At 54.9% G+C, this 16010-nt stretch carries 14 protein-coding genes and 1 tRNA gene; 9 read left to right on the top strand and 6 right to left on the bottom strand.

What is annotated here, in order from left to right; all coding sequences use genetic code 11:
- The first annotated feature begins 46 nt into the window (after positions 1-46).
- From HS103_16780 to HS103_16765, 4 genes are all read left to right on the top strand, one after another.
- Positions 47-2251: a bifunctional DNA primase/polymerase gene (locus HS103_16780; protein ID MBE7514456.1), complete on the top strand. Its 2205-nt coding sequence runs from the start codon at positions 47-49 to the stop codon at positions 2249-2251.
- Between the two features lie 123 nt (positions 2252-2374).
- Positions 2375-3076: a hypothetical protein gene (locus HS103_16775; GenBank protein ID MBE7514455.1), complete on the top strand. Its 702-nt coding sequence runs from the start codon at positions 2375-2377 to the stop codon at positions 3074-3076.
- Entirely contained in the window at positions 3073-3768 is a 696-nt protein-coding gene (locus HS103_16770; GenBank protein ID MBE7514454.1) for a DNA cytosine methyltransferase, read from the top strand. Before HS103_16775 ends, HS103_16770 begins: the two co-directional genes overlap by 4 nt.
- A complete protein-coding gene (locus tag HS103_16765; GenBank protein MBE7514453.1) occupies positions 3765-4661 on the top strand; it encodes a tyrosine-type recombinase/integrase in 897 nt (298 codons plus the stop codon). The genes HS103_16770 and HS103_16765 overlap by 4 nt, the downstream gene beginning before the upstream one ends.
- A 58-nt stretch (positions 4662-4719) precedes the next feature.
- On the opposite strand, the gene HS103_16760 is transcribed toward HS103_16765, so the two are convergent.
- Positions 4720-4792: transfer RNA gene (locus HS103_16760), tRNA-Lys, on the bottom strand.
- A 140-nt stretch (positions 4793-4932) separates the two neighbouring features.
- Here HS103_16760 and HS103_16755 point away from each other — a divergent pair.
- The 3 genes from HS103_16755 to HS103_16745 all read left to right on the top strand — a co-directional run bounded on the left by HS103_16755 (position 4933) and on the right by HS103_16745 (position 7053).
- Positions 4933-5520: a TetR/AcrR family transcriptional regulator gene (locus HS103_16755; GenBank protein ID MBE7514452.1), complete on the top strand. Its 588-nt coding sequence runs from the start codon at positions 4933-4935 to the stop codon at positions 5518-5520.
- Positions 5521-5639: 119 nt separating this feature from the next.
- Positions 5640-6266, top strand: coding sequence for a nitroreductase family protein (locus HS103_16750; GenBank protein MBE7514451.1), 627 nt, complete (start codon positions 5640-5642; stop codon positions 6264-6266).
- A 151-nt stretch (positions 6267-6417) separates the two neighbouring features.
- Positions 6418-7053: a hypothetical protein gene (locus HS103_16745; protein MBE7514450.1), complete on the top strand. Its 636-nt coding sequence runs from the start codon at positions 6418-6420 to the stop codon at positions 7051-7053.
- Between the two features lie 46 nt (positions 7054-7099).
- Here the strand turns inward: HS103_16745 and ppc are convergent, their stop codons facing one another.
- Positions 7100-9805 (bottom strand): phosphoenolpyruvate carboxylase, encoded by a 2706-nt coding sequence (ppc, locus tag HS103_16740; protein ID MBE7514449.1) that lies wholly within the window; start codon positions 9803-9805, stop codon positions 7100-7102.
- Positions 9802-10341 carry a sortase gene (locus HS103_16735; protein MBE7514448.1) on the bottom strand — a complete coding sequence of 180 codons (540 nt, stop codon included), beginning with the start codon at positions 10339-10341 and terminating at the stop codon, positions 9802-9804. The genes ppc and HS103_16735 overlap by 4 nt, the downstream gene beginning before the upstream one ends.
- A 163-nt stretch (positions 10342-10504) precedes the next feature.
- Here HS103_16735 and HS103_16730 point away from each other — a divergent pair, with 163 nt between their 5' ends.
- Entirely contained in the window at positions 10505-10861 is a 357-nt protein-coding gene (locus HS103_16730) for a response regulator (protein ID MBE7514447.1), read from the top strand.
- A complete protein-coding gene (locus HS103_16725) occupies positions 10839-12170 on the top strand; it encodes a HAMP domain-containing histidine kinase (protein MBE7514446.1) in 1332 nt (443 codons plus the stop codon). Before HS103_16730 ends, HS103_16725 begins: the two co-directional genes overlap by 23 nt.
- A 739-nt stretch (positions 12171-12909) precedes the next feature.
- On the opposite strand, the gene HS103_16720 is transcribed toward HS103_16725, so the two are convergent.
- The 3 genes from HS103_16720 to HS103_16710 all read right to left on the bottom strand — a co-directional run bounded on the left by HS103_16720 (position 12910) and on the right by HS103_16710 (position 15970).
- Positions 12910-14949, bottom strand: coding sequence for a PD40 domain-containing protein (locus HS103_16720; protein MBE7514445.1), 2040 nt, complete (start codon positions 14947-14949; stop codon positions 12910-12912).
- A gap of 84 nt (positions 14950-15033) precedes the next feature.
- Complete coding sequence (locus HS103_16715; protein ID MBE7514444.1) at positions 15034-15486, bottom strand: ACT domain-containing protein; 453 nt, start codon at positions 15484-15486, stop codon at positions 15034-15036.
- A complete protein-coding gene (locus HS103_16710) occupies positions 15392-15970 on the bottom strand; it encodes a hypothetical protein (protein ID MBE7514443.1) in 579 nt (192 codons plus the stop codon). Before HS103_16710 ends, HS103_16715 begins: the two co-directional genes overlap by 95 nt.
- Between the last annotated feature and the right edge of the window lie 40 nt (positions 15971-16010).

The raw sequence follows: 16010 nt of genomic DNA, 5'->3' as shown, positions 1-16010 counted from the left end.
TGGCGAAAAAATATCGCATTCCCATTATCCGCCCAGCGAGGAAAAGATGAACCATGTTTTGTACGCAGCCACGAAGCTCCTTGATAGGTTTTCAGTGATTCCCCTTTCGGCGGGCGATAAGACGCCCATCAAGGGATTCGATCTAAAAACCTATCAGCGGACACGGCGGGCAACCCCCGCTGAAATCATCGCCTGGTTTCAGGGCGAGCCGCTCCCCAACATCGGGATTGTCACTGGAAAAATGTCTGGGATGTTCGTTTTAGACTGCGACACCGAAGAGGCATATCAAGACGTGGCGGCGCGGGGCTTGCCCGTGACCATGACCGTCAAAACAGCACGGGGCTACCATCTATACTTTGCCTACCCCGATGGTCTGGCAATCGGGAATCGGACGGGACTCTTGCCCGGTTGCGACATTCGGGGGGATGGTGGGTATGTGGTCGCCCCACCCTCACTGCACCCGTCGGGTATTCACTACAAATGGATACACGATGTTGCCCCCGCCGCCGCTCCGGGTTGGCTGCTAGACCTTCTGACGATGAAGGAACGCCGCGCCGCCCTGCCAAAAGGGAAGGGGGGACGGGCGGGGGAGGAAGTACGCGATCCCGCCGCCTATATTGCCGCCGCCTTTGACCGTGAAATAAACACTCTTATAAATGCCCAAGAGGGGGAACGAAATAACACCCTAAACACGGCGGCATTCAACTTGGGGCAACTTGTCCCATCAGGGATGATCCGAGAATTTGACGTATTCAAGGCGTTGGAAGGCGCGGCGCTGGCGATAGGATTAGGCGAGGCGGAAATTACGGCGACGATAAAATCGGGGATTGAGTCAGGCAAGGCAACGCCCCGTAAGCTCGCCTTTTCGCAAGATAAATCCCCTACCCCTGACAAACAACCTTCTCTGGACGAAACCATGAACCTGACAGATTTAGGGAATGCCCGGCGCATGGTCAAACTGTACGGGGAGCGCTTGCGCTATGTCAATGCCTATGGGCAATGGTATGTCTGGGATGGGACACGATGGGGCAAGGATGAAACGGGCGGGATCATGCGGGCGGCGAAAAAGACCGTTATGAGCATGTATGGGGAAGCATCTGACATAACCGACGATAAAGAGCGTCGGGCGCTTGTGAAACATGCTCTGAACAGCGAGTCGCGCTCACGGTTAGAAAACATGATTTCCCTGTGCAAAACGGAAAAGACGATTGCCGTAAAGCCCGATGCGCTAGACGGGAATCATTGGCTTTTGAATTGTCGGAATATGACGATTGACCTTCGCACCGGGCAAGCCGCCGCACACGACCCCAAAAATCTCATTTCCCGGCGCTTGGAAGTAGATTATGACCCCCGCGCTACATGCGCTACATGGGTCAAGTTCCTCCGGGTCGTCATGGCGGGGGATGACGACATGATTGAATTCCTCCAGCGGGCGGTGGGCTACACCCTGACGGGCGACGTGGGGGAGCAATCCCTTTTCTTTATGATAGGAACGGGAAAAAACGGAAAATCCACCTTCATTGAAACCCTCATCAGCCTCATGGGGGAATACACCGTGAAAACCCCTACCGAGACCCTCATGAACCGTGAAGGGAAGGGCGTGCCAAATGATGTGGCGCGGTTGAAGGGGATGCGCATGGTGGTTGCCCGTGAAACTGAGGAAGGACAGAGATTGGCAGAAGCAGTGATCAAAGACCTTACCGGGGGAGATCGCATCGTCGCCCGTTTTCTGCATCAGGAGTTTTTTGAGTTCACCCCAACTCACAAACTCTGGATGTATGGTAATCACAAGCCCCTTGTGAAGGGGACAGATGAAGGCATTTGGCGACGGATTCGCCTGATCCCGTTCACCGTGACCATCCCCCCTGAAGGGCGCGATCCCAACCTGACTGAGAAGCTGCGGGCGGAATTGCCGGGGATACTCAATTGGGCGCTTGATGGCTGCCGCAAATGGCAAGCACATGGGCTAAATGACCCCAAACGTATCCGTGAAGCTACCGCCGATTACCGCTCCGAGATGGACGTTCTTGCTGAGTTCATCCGTGAATCGTGCGAACTCTCCCCGAACGCGGTTGCAACCGCCCATGCCCTCTACAAACAATATTCCTCATGGTGTGAAGACGTTGGGGAGCGTGCCATGAGTAAGCGGCAACTTGGCTTACGTCTTCAGGAACGGGGATTCAAGCCCCATAAAGGAACGACGGGGACTCGTACCTGGCTTGGCATTGGACTCCCTCTCGCAAAAAAGTAAGTGGCGCATGTGGCGCATCAGGGGGCTTTTTGGGAAATTACACTCAATTAAAAAAATCACAGGAGAAATACCCAGAAATGACCCCTATACGCCACTAGCGCCACTTTAGAGAAAAGGTACACCATGAAACTCTCTAAACATCTGACTGAACAGCCATTCATTTTGGCAACGGGACTCGCGGCACTTGTTCACTCTACATGGAGTCTGGGAACACTCTTTACGGGGGCGCAACCCGATATTCACACAGATGGATTGCTCCCTTATCTTTTTTGGCTGATACCAGCGCTCCTAATCGCTTTTGCTATGGACGTGGGACAGATTGCCACCAGCGCGGAAATACGGGCGGGGCAACGTACCCCAACACGATATGTGACGTTCATTGTCTTTGCCATTGCGACATATTATCTCCAATGGACATACATGATCCACCACATGCCCGCATTGGAACTTGCCCCCGGCGTGCGTCAGTCGTGGGGCGGGGTGGCGACCCTTCTCAGAGATTCAGCAATCTGGATCGTCCCCGCGCTGTTACCCCTGTCTACCACGCTCTACACCTTGTCAGGGGGGGTGCACCGAGAGCGCAATGATAATGCGCTCCCTACAACCCCCTCTATACCCGTCCCTGACGTGACAAATGCGCTCATGGTTGTTGAGAAAGTTGTACCCTTAGAAAAAAACATACAAACGGAGGAAGCGGACGCCTATCACGTAAAATGCCCGTGCTGCGAGTGGCACGGGATGTACCAAACCAAACGGAATGCGGATAACGCATTGCGGGCGCATAGTCGGCACTGTGCGGCGATTCATGCGGAGGTGGAATCATGAGTAACCGGTTTAAACTATTGGACTTGTTTTGTGGGGGGGGCGGCGCGGCAATGGGCTATGCGCGGGCGGGTTTTCAGGTAACAGGTGTCGATGTTAAGCCGCAACCCAATTATCCTTTCCCTTTTTTGCAAATGGACGCCCTCAGTATGGATTATGAGGCGCTTCTAAGCTATGACGTGATCCATGCCTCCCCACCTTGCCATGTTTACAGTCGTGCATCAGCTTTAGCCCGCAAATGGGGCAAGGTCTATCCTGACCTATATCACCAAACAAAGGCAATGTTGGTGGCGAGCGGGAAACCGTTCATCATTGAGAATGTGCAAGGGTCGCCCATCCGAGGCGGCTTGTGCCTGTGTGGAACGATGTTCGGGTTGGGGGTTTTTAGACATCGCTTGTTTGAAAGTAATGTCCGTCTCCAAAAAACTAAGCAACGTTGCTCATGCAAAAACGAACGCATTGGGGCTGGCTATGTGTCTGTAGCGGGAAACCTGACCAACAAAAGGGCAGCTTCTCAGGCGATGGGAATTGATTGGATCACCAATAAACGGCAACTTTTTGAGGCGATCCCCCCGGCATACACCCAATTCATCGGGCTTCAACTCATGAAACTCCTTAACACTGGGATTCATGAGAAGCTGGCGCTCGTGACACCAAAGGTTGGCATACAGCATTCTCTCTGGGAGTTAGAATGAAGACCATGAACGCGATTCAGAACTTCCTAGAGGCAAAGCAAGCGGACGGCACAGACCCCAAAACGCTGAAGTGGTATAGGGCAATGTTGAAACCTCTCTCTGATAACTATGGCAACGTTAATGTAGGTCAGATCAGCACCCCTGATATGCGTGAATTGATGATCGCCCTACGCTCAAAAACAGCGAGCAAGGCAACAATATCAGGCTACAGTGTAGCCTTGCGGGCATTCTGGGCATGGGTTGAACGGGAAACAGGGAAGGTGAACCCAATGGGGGGGATTAAGAAACCAGGTCGCCCCACACCCCACCCTAGAGCGATTTCCCCGGCTGACCTAAAAGCGATCTATCAGGCGTGTGGTGGGGGATGGATCGGGGCGCGGGATAGGGCAATCATCCTCATGTTGGCGGACACAGGTATCCGTGCGGGGGGCTTGCTCACCCTAAAGATTGACGATCTTGACCTGACAAAGCGGCGGGCAATCGTCAAAGAGAAGTTTGGGAAAAAGCGCCCCGTCCCCTACACAAGGCTGACGATGAGTGTCCTGAAAACCTACCTAATGGCACGCCCTAAACACGGTGTGGCGCTCTTCTGTACATCGAAGGGTGATCCTCTGACCTATTGGGGGTTGCGTCAACTGCTTATGAGGTTGGCAAAACGGGCGGGGATCAAAGGGCGGTATAATATCCATAGTTTCCGGCACTTTGCGGCACGGGAATACCTCAGACAGGGTGGCGATCTGGCAACACTGGCAACACTCTTAGGTCATGCCGACGTATCTACGACGGCGGCGCACTATGCGGTTTATGATAGTGATGAGATAGCGGCGCGGCATGACCTTCACAGCCCCTTAAAGACCGTGTTTGGGCGTTCTAGTAGTGCTGATGCTGATTGAGTGACCTTTTAAGCAAATGCGGGTAAACCCGAACCTGGATTTACCCGCACTGTGAGAATGCTTCCGAGAGGACTCGAACCTCTAACCAATTGATTAAGAGTCAACTGCTCTGCCAATTGAGCTACGGAAGCGAACCATGTTCATGATACTCAGCCAGATTGTCTCTGTCAATACCAAATTTGCCTACAGCCTGTCTCACACAATCTCCCTTTGAAAACTGCGAAAAATTCCCTTCTTGACAAAAATAATTGATTGCTCAATAATTATAAACATGGCACGCAAACAAACAATCACAGATAACCAAATTCTAGCCGCTGCCCGCGAAATCTTCCTAGCCGAGGGATTCGAGGCATCTACCGCCGATATTGCCGCCCGTGCTGGCGTTTCATCAGGATCGATCTTCAAACGCTTTCCCACGAAAGAGGCGCTCTTTTTCGCCGCCATGAACGATCACCCAATAACGGCGATTTGGGTGGACGAACTCGACAAACTGCTTGGCAAGGGTGATCTCAGAGCAAACCTAGCGCACATCGCCCATCATATCTACCGCACAACGCGGGAAAGATTACCTAAAGTGATGATCGCGTGGTCGATACGCCGTCCCGATCACGCTGAGACCGTGAAAGATGTCGCCCTTACCGATGCCCTTCGTTTGGCGCTTTTCATTGGGGAGGAGGTAAGTCTCGGACGCCTTCGTCCCTGCGATCCCGCAGCAGTAGCCCAAGTGATTTTTGGCACGGCAACCAGTTTGAGCCTGCTCGAGATTTTACAAGACGCGCCGATCCCTATTGTGGAAGACTTGATCCATGGCGTAATCAGTGTCCTTTGGGCAAGTATCGCTCCCGAAAAAGGGGGTTAGTTCCCTTCTAAGGCGCTCTCTACACAGTGGCTTCCGAAATCATTGTGGTGTCTCTTGTTCAGACACCTTTTTTATATCCTTTTAATGAGCGAGCAATCAATTATCAACGTGAGATGATCATGCCAACCACACCTGCTGAAACGCTCTATGAACTTATCACGACGCGCCATACGGTGCGCCACTTTGCCCCCGAAGTTCCGCCTCAAACACTTATTGAGGAGATTATTAGGGCTGGCTTCTACGCCCCTTATGCAATTCTGGGCGTGGATACCAAAACTGCCCTCCGCCGTTTTATCGCCCTTCAACGTGGATCAGAGGCGCGAGAGGCTGTCCATGCCTTGTTTCTCAAACATGCCCGCCGGATAGCGCACATCAGCCGTTTTGGGATTGTCCGTCGTGCCATGCGTCTAACGGATCGCCTGCGGATAGGACGAACACTCCCCTTAGCCGTTTACGATCAAACAGCGCTGCTCGCCAACCACGCCGAAACCCAACGTAGACATTTCCTCCACATGGCGAATGCTCCCTATTACCGCATTGTCGCCGAACAGAAGCGCGTCCCGCTTGTTGTCCGCGATTTAGAGTGGCAGTCCCTTGCCCACTGCCTACAAAACATGTGGTTCATGGCGAGTGCAATGGGCTTGCCTTTCAGCCCATATCCCTTACCTCATCCCTCAACAGTGATCCAGCCTTTTGTACCTTGTTCGGGTTTGCCTCGCAGGAGTATGAGCTTGATGGCTGTTTGATTGTGGGTATCCCATAAAGGAGGTGATGCGTACCCCAAAACCCTTTGACCCACAGAAGGTCATTTTGTGGCGGTCATAGGCTGCCCGCCCAGTTGGTATGTCCTTATCACATTCTCACTATCGTTCGTCTTAATTCGTTTGGAGGAATCTCATGAAAAGGCTATCGCTTCTCGTTGTTGTGTTTGCCCTCATCCTTGCCAACACTGTTCAACCGGCGGGCAAGGTACATGCCGAAGTCGATTTGGATTACGTTAAATGGAAGTGCGATGGCTTATTCGCCAGCGGCACAACCAACGCCCCCTACGTTATCCTTATGATCGTCAACACCGAAAACGGACACACCGATCTTACCTATACCACCCCTTCGATCAGTGGGGGGTTCGGCGCGGGATTGTATGTCCCCGCCTATAATGAGGGAACATTGCTTCGCTACTATGTTTTTGGGTCATCAAGCCCTAGCCCTGACGACTTCGATCAGGAATTCTTCTTTGCCCATACGGATAGCTGCGCGGGGACATTCACCCCAAGAGAGACAAGCGTCCCCCCTGTAGTCGATAACCCTGGACGCCCCATCCCCGCTTCATTTGTCTTGCATACCATCACCTGCACCATTGCGGTCTTTGACGCCCCAGGTGGCAGTCCTGTCAAGAACGGCTCGGTGATCCAAAGCAGGCAAACATGGTTTGTCAGCCCCATTCCCAAACTGGATGCGGTTGGACAGGCATGGACGGAAATTTTCGTAAGTGGGGAGCAGAACGGCTATATCCCAACGACCTGTGTCGACTAGGTGGCACAACACCGTTATCGGTTGAGGCTGCCTTCACGGAGCAACCTCAACCCGTCGTTTTCATCCCCGCCGCAATCCCGTTAATCGTCGCCAATGCCGCCTCCATATATCCATCACGTTCACTCGCTTCGGGGGGGAGGTCACGCAGACGGCGTAGAAGCGCCACCTGAATGAAATTCAAAGGATCGACATAGGGGTTTCGTCGCTCAATCGAGCGCTGAATGACGGGGACATTTTCTAAGAGCGATGTCTGCCCACTGATCGTACAGATCGCCTCGCAAGAGCGGGTATGTTCTTCCCGTATCCGGCTGTAAATGGACTCCCGTATAGCAACATCTCCAACCAATCCGGCATAGAGGGCGGCGATGTCCATATCTGCTTTCGCCAAATCCAATTCCGTGTTTTGGACAAGGACATTGAAAAACGACCACTCACGGTACATCGTTTGCAGTGTCGCCATGCCCTCTGGTATTTGTTGTGTGTAAGCTGCTACTGCCGTCCCAATCCCATACCAACTCGGAATGATCGCCCGACACTGCATCCAGGAAAACACCCATGGAATCGCCCGCAGTCCGTCAAACCCGCCCTTTCGCCGCCGTGCTGGGCGCGAACTAATGGGTAAATTTGAGAGTTCATCAATGGGTGTCGCTTGCGACCAATAGTCCAAAAATCCGGGTGTCTCATAGACCAGATTCCGATAGGCGGTTTTTCCCTCGTTAGCAAGAGTATCCATTGCCCCACGCCATGTCTCTGGCAAGGTTTCGCCACCCGTTGCCGGCTGTCCGGTGAGGATGACTGCATTCAACACCTGTCCTAAATGCCGTCGGGCAATCTGCGGGTTGCTGTAGCGATAGGCGATCACTTCCCCTTGTTCGGTGATCTTGATCCGCCCCGGACGGGAGGTAGGTGGGGCAGCAAGAATCGTCTGGTGGGTCGGTCCTCCGCCCCGCCCGATGCTCCCCCCCCGCCCATGAAAGAGTTCAAGGGCTATGCCATATTCCTTGCACACGCGGGCAAGGGCATCTTGTGCCGTGTACAGATTCCAATTTGAGGCGAGATAGCCACCGTCTTTGTTGCTATCGGAATAGCCCAACATGATCTGTTGGCGATCCCCGCGCTCGGTAAGGTACGCCCGATAATGCGGATTCGTATAAAGGGTTCGCATGATCGCCGGCGCAGCCTGAAGATCGTCAATGGTCTCAAAGAGGGGGGCAAGGTCAACATCACGTTGGATACCTACCTCGCGGGCAAACAAAAGCATCGCCAAAACATCGCTCGGTGATTGGGACATACTGGCAAGGACGGTATCAATACACGCCTTACCAAAACGCCGGTGCGCCCGTCCGATCATCCGCCAGAGGGCAATCACCTGATTCGTTCCCTCCGAAAAATCCGGCTCAAGCGGGAACAGTGGACGCTTCTCCCCAATCTCCCGATTCAAGAGTGCCTGCCGTTCTTCCTCAGAAAGTGATAGATAGGGCTGTCCATACGTCCCAAAAATTTCATCAAGCGCTGCCGTGAAACGTCGTGCATCCTCACGAACTTCGAGGGGAGCAAGGTGCAAACCAAAAACCATCACTTTGCGAATCAGCCGCCCTAAACCACCCTGCGCCACTTTCCATCCTCGGTTCGCATCCAAACTGTCCCGAACAAGACAAAGATCGCTGAGGAGGTCATCCCCACTCACATAGCCATCGGTGCTCAGGCGCTCGTGAATGTGACTCATCATTTGGCGGTATGGTTCGCCCGGGTATTTCGCGGCTAGGTCGCTCTCAATGCCTTTCAGCGCCGCTAACAATGGTTCAGAGACGCCCACTTCACTGGTTGCTTGGGTCAGGTGATCGCGCAGGGTAGCGATCTCCCGCAGATAGACCTCGCGGGCGGCACGGCGCATGACAGTGATCGTTTCCAGTGTGACGGTATCGGTCACGTTCGGATTGCCATCCCGATCCCCACCGATCCAACTGGCATAACGCAAAATAAGCGGCATATCCGACCATTCTTCACCGGGGTAAAGTGCGTTCAGCGTTGTCTCTAATTCGGCATAGGTATCGGCTGCTGACTCCATGACCACCGAGGTCATGAAGTACATGCCAAAATCAACCTCATCCATGACGGTGGCGCGGGCGGCGCGGGTGGGGCGCGTTTGCCAGAGTTCCTCGATCACTTCAATCAAATTCAGTTCGCGTTCGCGCCGTTCGCGGGGGAGCAGTCCATTTGTGTTGTAGGCGCTTAGGGTTTGGGCAATCGCCCGCAGTTTGAGCAGAACCTCTTTGCGCTTCGCCTCGGAGGGGTGCGCGGTGAGGACAAATCTTAGGCTGACCGTCCTGAGCAGTTTGCGCATAGCAGTGGCATCTAACCCATCGGCATGAAGGGTGCGGACGGCGCTTTCAATCGATTCCTTGATCGTCCCCTCTACCTCCCGCCCGCGCAGGACGCGAATCCGCTGTTGATCTTCGGCAATGTTAATCAGTTGAAAATAATTGCTGAATGCTTTGATCAAAACGCGCAATGAATCGAGATCAAGGGCGGCGATCTCTGCTGTCAACGCATCTCCGGCAGCGGCATCCCCTCGGCGGCGGGCGCGGGCAAAGGTACGGATACGCTCAACAAGTTGAAAACTCGCTTCACCATGCTGCGCCCGAATCACGTCGCCTAACAACCCGCCGAGAAAGCGAATATCAGCGCTGAGGGGGTTCACATCGGGAGAGGCAGCATTCGTCACAGCAGGAAATTCTCCGGTTGCAGTCATTCTGGTTGGCTTCCTTGTGGCAGCGCTCGGACAATCCGGCGCAGGGCATACCGCCCACGCGCTGTGCCGCTTCCGTCACTCTCACAGGTGATCAGAGTCAGCACCTCGTAGGGCGTAGCGGCAACAAATTCAATGTCCGTTGGTTTGACGGTAAACGTGGAGGACACTTCATAAACATGATCAACATCCCCATAGCGAACGATGATCACATCACCCACGACGAGTTGATCGAGATCGATGAAGGGTCCGGGTTTCGTTGCCGAGAGTTCAACGTGCGCAGCGATCCCGATGTTCCCTCCCTTGCCGGGGAGTCTCATCCCTTCTAAATGTCCGGCATATTTCGTGCCAAGCCGCGCCACGCTCCAACTTGTGCGGGTGCGGCGGGCGGTAATGATCGGCACATCAACTTGGATCACTGGGATGAGAAGGCGGAATTCGGGCGTTTTTTTGCCCGTTTGCCCGCTGATAGGCAGCGTAGGAAACAACGCCAGAGCCAGCCCGCAAAGGGCAATAAGGATACGAAATCGCTTTTGCATCGGCTACCTCCACCACACATCCCAACATAGCCGTATTGGGAGAGAATGCTAAATAAGGATTCTAGCGCAGGTGGGGAAAGATATTCAATGTGGAGCGGCACAAAAGGAATTCTGGCGAGGCAGACGCCGCGTTTGTTCGCCCTGTGATACACTTTTCTCTACCATGCCAACAATACTCTATGTGGAAGATCACCCTCCGGCACAACTGCTCATGCGGGCAATCATCGCTGAATTTACGACGCACCGCCTGATCACGGCGGGAACGGGGACAGAGGCGCTCCGGCTTGCCCATACCGAACGTCCGGCGCTCTACATTGTTGATCTCGATCTTCCCGACACCGATGGGATAACGCTTATCACAGCGTTGAAAACGGCGCACCCTGCTCCGGCAGTCCTTGTTTCTGCCTATGCCGAGGCGGTGGATGGGGCAACCTTAGGCACCCGCATCGATTCGTATTTGGCAAAACCATTAGACCCAACCTATGTGGCGCAGATTATTGAACGTACCCTTGCCGGATGAGGGGGAACTTCCCGATGCCGTCAAAGGGCAAGCCAGCGAACGTATTCGCCGCTATTGGTCGGGGCAGATCACCCTTGTCCTCATCGGGTTGGTTATCCTCTGGCTTTCGGCTGAACTTCAAGCGATTGCCTTTGCGCGAATTTACCTCATTCCCGTTGTGATCAGCTTTTTTCTCTTGATCGTTGCCCAGTTACGCGCCGCTACCGATCTTTGGTTACTGGGCATTGTTGGGGGGTTTCTCTTTCAGGGGATGCTTGTCGATGGCTTAGGGGGTGTCACCTCTATCTCGTTCATGCTCCCCTATACCTTCGCCGCAATGATGTTGAGCGGACGGCGCCGGTTGTTCGTCCAGACGGTTTGTGTCTTGGCGTTTTGGGTCAGTCTGATGTATGAGATCTTGCCCGTTGTCCCTCAGCTTAACCCGCGCCGCCTGATCTTGGTCAGCTACAACATTCTGATTGCCACCCTGACCTTTCAAACGTTACGGTTCTTAAACCGCCTCGCCGTAGAACTGAACACAGTGCATGTTGCCCAAGAAGTCACCCAACGCAGCCAGCAGTTTCTGGCGAGGGTGAGCCACGAACTGCGTACCCCGTTGAATTCGGTCTTGGGCTTTGCCAAACTGCTTCGGCGGGCAGAGTTGTCCCCTACACATGGGGAATATCTTCAGCAGCTGGTAGAGGAAGGCGAACAACTCAATCACTTGGTGAGCGATCTGCTCGACAGCGCCCATCTTGCCACTGGAAAAATGAAACTCCATCCCACCCTGTGCGCTGTGAATGATCTGTGTACGGCAATTGCCGGAGAGGTGCGGGACAGCCTGAAACCTTCCGTCCAACTAAAGCTGAACCTTGCCCCTGCCCTACCGCCCTTGATCGCGGATGAACTGCGGTTGCGGCAGATCATCCGCAACCTTGCCGTGAACGCCGCAAAATACACCGAGACGGGGACAATCCACATCGAGACACAGGCACGCGGAACAACGCTCCTCATCACCGTGCGTGATACCGGAGCAGGCATCCCTGAAGATGAACATGAGATGGTCTTTGTCCCCTTTGTGAAACGGGATCGCCAAAGTTCGGGGGTAGGGTTGGGGTTGGATATTGCCCGCCAGTTGGCGCGGCTCCATGGCGGGGACATCACCCTTCAAAGCGCCTTAGGGATGGGGAGTGCCTTCATAGTCACGCTCCCGATTCAGCCTGTTGATCAGAGCGTTCCACACGCCAGCGATCCCGCCAGCCCCGCCATGCCCGATAAGGGGTCCTCTTCCACAGCAATTTCAACCCTTCCCAATGGATTGCCCCAATGACCTTCAAGGTCATAAAGGGATAGCGAAGCAGCACCCCGCGCAGCGCGGCGGGCGTCAGTGGGATAGTTTCCCCCCACAACCGTGCCGTGAACTGCTGTTTGCCATCCCAAAATTCATCCAAATGAACAATCAGCGTCCCACCCTCCCCATTGACCGCCGTTGCAGAAAGCTCGTAGGTGGCATCCATCGGGATGAAGGGCGACACAAAAAAGGCTTTCTGAGCGCTATAGCGGCGCATGTTCAAGCGCGTTTCTTCGGGGCGTTTGGGGGGAATCTCCGTCCCGGCGTGCATCACATAGGGGTGCTGTTCCCCATGCGTGTTGTTCACCTCCATAAGAATGGCGGCAAGGTCGGGCGAATCGGCACGGTAGGCATAATAGACGGTCAGCGGGTTGAAACAGTAGCCAGCGATGCGCGGATTCGTCACCATATACAGTTTGGGGGCGTCACCGAGGGCGATCCCTGCCTTTTCCATATGGGATAGCACCATCTCTCGCAGAGGGACGCGCTTTCCATGCACATCGGGAAGATGATCGCGGTCATGGATGCTGACGAGGGCGCGGCGGTTGTAACCGAACCCAGGCATATCAGCATTAAAGCGCGGTAAATCATCCAGATCGAGCGCCAGCATATACACACCATAGACGAAATAGTGTGTTGTGTCGGCGCGGCGGCTGTGCATCAACTTTCCAGTGAAGATATGCGATGGCATAAGACTCCTTTGCCCGCACGATGGCGATTAGTTTACGGGTTCTAGCCAATAGGTGGATTTCTCCCCCTCTGGTGTCCAACCGAGCAAGCCATTGTAATTCACTTGCCACCACACCAAGCCATCCCCACAGCGTGGACCTGCCAACACCGTAAAAACACCCCCACCAGGAATCGGCGCGAGGACGGCACTGATCGCCTCATCAGTAGAGGGTTGTGTACGTAGCGCATTGGGCAGCCCGGGTGTCACTCGTGCCTGTTGACCGATCACCAACCGTGAGGGGAGATCAAACCCACAGTAGAGCGGCTCTACCCAATAGGTGAACCCCTCGCCCTCTGGCGTCCACCCGCGCACGCCGAGGTATTCGACCTGCCACCACGTATACCCATCCCCACACAGTGGACCATTGAGAACATTGAAAATCGCCCCGCCGGGAATTGCCCCCGCCACTTGGCTAATCGTCTCTTGGGTAGAGGGCGCGGTGCGTACTGCGTTGGCAACCCCCGGTGTCACTCGCGCCCGTCCGCCAATCTGTAACCGAGGGGGCAAATTCGGGGCGCAAGCGGAAGGTGGGGCGCCTGTGTGCGGCTCTAGCCAATAGGTTGTACCTTCGCCCTCTGCCGTCCAACCAAGTTGGTCGTTGTAGCTGACCAACCACCAGAGATAACCCGCCTTGCAGATCGGACCATTCCGCACGGTGAAAACGCCGCCTGCCGGAATACTCCCCAAGCGAACACTGTTGGGATCGCGGGAAGGCGGCGAGGGTTGACTATTCAAGGCATTGGGGCGATTCTGCGGATCAACGATCACCCGCCCGACCATCCCCACCGTTAGGCGTGCGGGGGGCGCCCCCGCACATGCCCCAGTGAACGGCGTAAGCGTCGCTTGGATGGGAGGTGGTTGGGCAATGGGATAGGTTGTGGCGCGATAGCCCATCGCGCCCCATGTCAGATAGGCAAGGCGGTTTGTTGCCACCCGCTCTGTACCAGGAATACGAATGGTCTTTCCCCCCCGCAAAAGATAGACCGCATCAGCAATATATGCCAATGCCTGACCAGATGGGGCAAGGGCAAACTGGCTGGGAACGCCGCTGAAGGTGCTAAGCGCCACATCTTGCCCATTCCCCGTTGCAATCCAACTGAAGCCCATGCTGCGTGGTGACCACCGCGCCGAGACGCCCGACGGCGCACGAAGGCTGTAAAGTTCTGGAACACCGGTTGCTTTTAGGGTCGTGGCATTTGCCGGATTGATCAGCGTCCATGAGCCGTTTTGATAGGCAGCACCGAGGTATTCCTGTCCAATCTGATTCACCCACCCATAATCGAGAATGAAGGACCCTGTAACAGGCGGAAGGACGAGATCGAAGGTCTTTAATCCGGCGTCATTGTAGGCGATGAAGCGATCCCCAGGGGTATCGGATGCCCCCGTCTGAGGCAGCCGCAGCGCGATACCTGATTTCCCCCACTGCGGGATTCCAACGGGCATACTGCGGTTATCAATAGGAACGACGGCGCGAGCGGCATTCACCCGAAAATCATAGATGGTTAGTTGGGGGACTGCCTGTAGGCTTGCCTGCCCACCAGTGGTTGTTTGGGTAACGGTCTCCTCTACCCATGCCAACATCGTCCCATCGGGCGACCATGCGGGCGTACTGCGGCGAACGAAGGTTTCCGTTTGGTAGCCCATACCGAACGAGGCATTGGCGGGCTGTTGGGCAATGCGCGTCGCTGTCCCGCTGGCGACATCCCAAATCCAGATATTGGCGGGGGGGATGTTCGGTGTTTCCCCATAGCGCCGGAGCGCCTCAATCGCTATTTCGGCGGTTGAAGCATAGGCGACACGGCGACCATCAGGCGAGACAACGGGGGTCTGGTTATAGCCCCAACGGGTGAGTTGGGTGAGCGTCGTAGACGCCTCGTTGTACGCCCATAAATCGCCATCCATAAGGAGGAATAAAGGGGGATCGAGCGGCTGCGCTGCCGCAATGGGTGGTTGTGTAGGAAAACCCGATAAACACAGTGCTAAGGAACACAGTGCCAAGAGAAAAACGCTGTACGAGCGTGTTCGCATAATCGCTATAACCCTTTCCATAGCCCTGATTATAACGCTGCGAAGGGTCTAGAAAGTGAGCGGTGCTTGAGCGTGGGAAAGGCGTCAGCCTACATCAATGGTATGCCCCTCTAAACGGAGAACACGCGCCGCCCGCTCTAGGCTCTCGTGGCGCACAAAGAGATAATCGGTGTCATAGGTGGAGATGGTGAAAACGGTGATCCCCACCGGCGCTAAAACGCCGGTGAGCGCAGCAAGGACGCCCGTCATCCCAAAATCGAGCGTTCCGGCGATGCGCAGCGCTGTCCAGCCTCGTTCTGCTTTGAGATCAGGATGATCCTCAAAAACCTCGTAACTACCTGCCGCATCCTCCGTTCGCAGCCCCGGTGGTAGGGCGGCATCGGACACAACAAGAGAGAGTTCCTCTGGTGTGCGGGTGACGGAGACGAAGCCGCCGGAATCATCAATACGCACCCACGCCGGAAGGGGCGCATTCGCCCGCAGGCGGCACACGGCGTAAGTTCCGGGCAGAGCGATCAGGGTGAAGGTATGAGGCATGGTGTTGGATGTGGGTTGTAACCGTGTTTTCGGCATCGGTAGGATGAGTAGAACCAGTATAGCATGAGGTGACTAGCGGGTGTAGTACTTGTTCGGCGCGGGGGAGATCGTCATTGGCAAGGGCAAGCCACGCCTCGCCTATGCCCGCGGAATGAATAAAGAGAAGATTCACTCCCGCCGCACCGAGTGCCTCCACTGCGGTGAACGGAGCGCGAAGAAGTGCCACATCGAACCGCGCCCAAATCGTAGTAATTTCTTCTTGAAAATTCGCCCGCAGCGAATCCAGTAAGGCAAATGCCCCCTCTTGAGGTACAACAAGGCAAAAATTGCCCGTTGCGCACGCCTGCGACATGACCAAAGGCGTCACGTTCGCTTCGGCGGCGGCGAGGTACGCCCGTCCGGTAAGGTCGGGAGGATTACCGATCCCGAAACGATCCACACCAATCAAGGTATAAGCGCTGCTGAGAAAAATCTGCTGACTCATGATCTCTGCTCCGTGTCATAGGTGATTCGGTTCAGTGATC

The sequence above is a fragment of the Anaerolineales bacterium genome (genome assembly GCA_015075625.1).
Taxonomy (GTDB): domain Bacteria; phylum Chloroflexota; class Anaerolineae; order Aggregatilineales; family UBA2796; genus UBA2796.
Note: the sequence above shows the minus strand (reverse complement) of the source record. Positions and strands in the feature narration are given on the sequence as shown.

Bases quoted from the DNA above. Each gene is read 5' to 3' on its own strand.
- HS103_16780 (MBE7514456.1), top strand. From the start codon at position 47: ATGAACCATGTTTTGTACGCAGCCACGAAGCTCCTTGATAGGTTTTCA.
- HS103_16775 (MBE7514455.1), top strand. From the start codon at position 2,375: ATGAAACTCTCTAAACATCTGACTGAACAGCCATTCATTTTGGCAACG.
- HS103_16770 (MBE7514454.1), top strand. From the start codon at position 3,073: ATGAGTAACCGGTTTAAACTATTGGACTTGTTTTGTGGGGGGGGCGGC.
- HS103_16765 (MBE7514453.1), top strand. From the start codon at position 3,765: ATGAAGACCATGAACGCGATTCAGAACTTCCTAGAGGCAAAGCAAGCG.
- HS103_16755 (MBE7514452.1), top strand. From the start codon at position 4,933: ATGGCACGCAAACAAACAATCACAGATAACCAAATTCTAGCCGCTGCC.
- HS103_16750 (MBE7514451.1), top strand. From the start codon at position 5,640: ATGCCAACCACACCTGCTGAAACGCTCTATGAACTTATCACGACGCGC.
- HS103_16745 (MBE7514450.1), top strand. From the start codon at position 6,418: ATGAAAAGGCTATCGCTTCTCGTTGTTGTGTTTGCCCTCATCCTTGCC.
- ppc (MBE7514449.1), bottom strand. From the start codon at position 9,805: ATGACTGCAACCGGAGAATTTCCTGCTGTGACGAATGCTGCCTCTCCC.
- HS103_16735 (MBE7514448.1), bottom strand. From the start codon at position 10,341: ATGCAAAAGCGATTTCGTATCCTTATTGCCCTTTGCGGGCTGGCTCTG.
- HS103_16730 (MBE7514447.1), top strand. From the start codon at position 10,505: ATGCCAACAATACTCTATGTGGAAGATCACCCTCCGGCACAACTGCTC.
- HS103_16720 (MBE7514445.1), bottom strand. From the start codon at position 14,949: ATGCGAACACGCTCGTACAGCGTTTTTCTCTTGGCACTGTGTTCCTTA.
- HS103_16715 (MBE7514444.1), bottom strand. From the start codon at position 15,486: ATGCCTCATACCTTCACCCTGATCGCTCTGCCCGGAACTTACGCCGTG.
- HS103_16710 (MBE7514443.1), bottom strand. From the start codon at position 15,970: ATGAGTCAGCAGATTTTTCTCAGCAGCGCTTATACCTTGATTGGTGTG.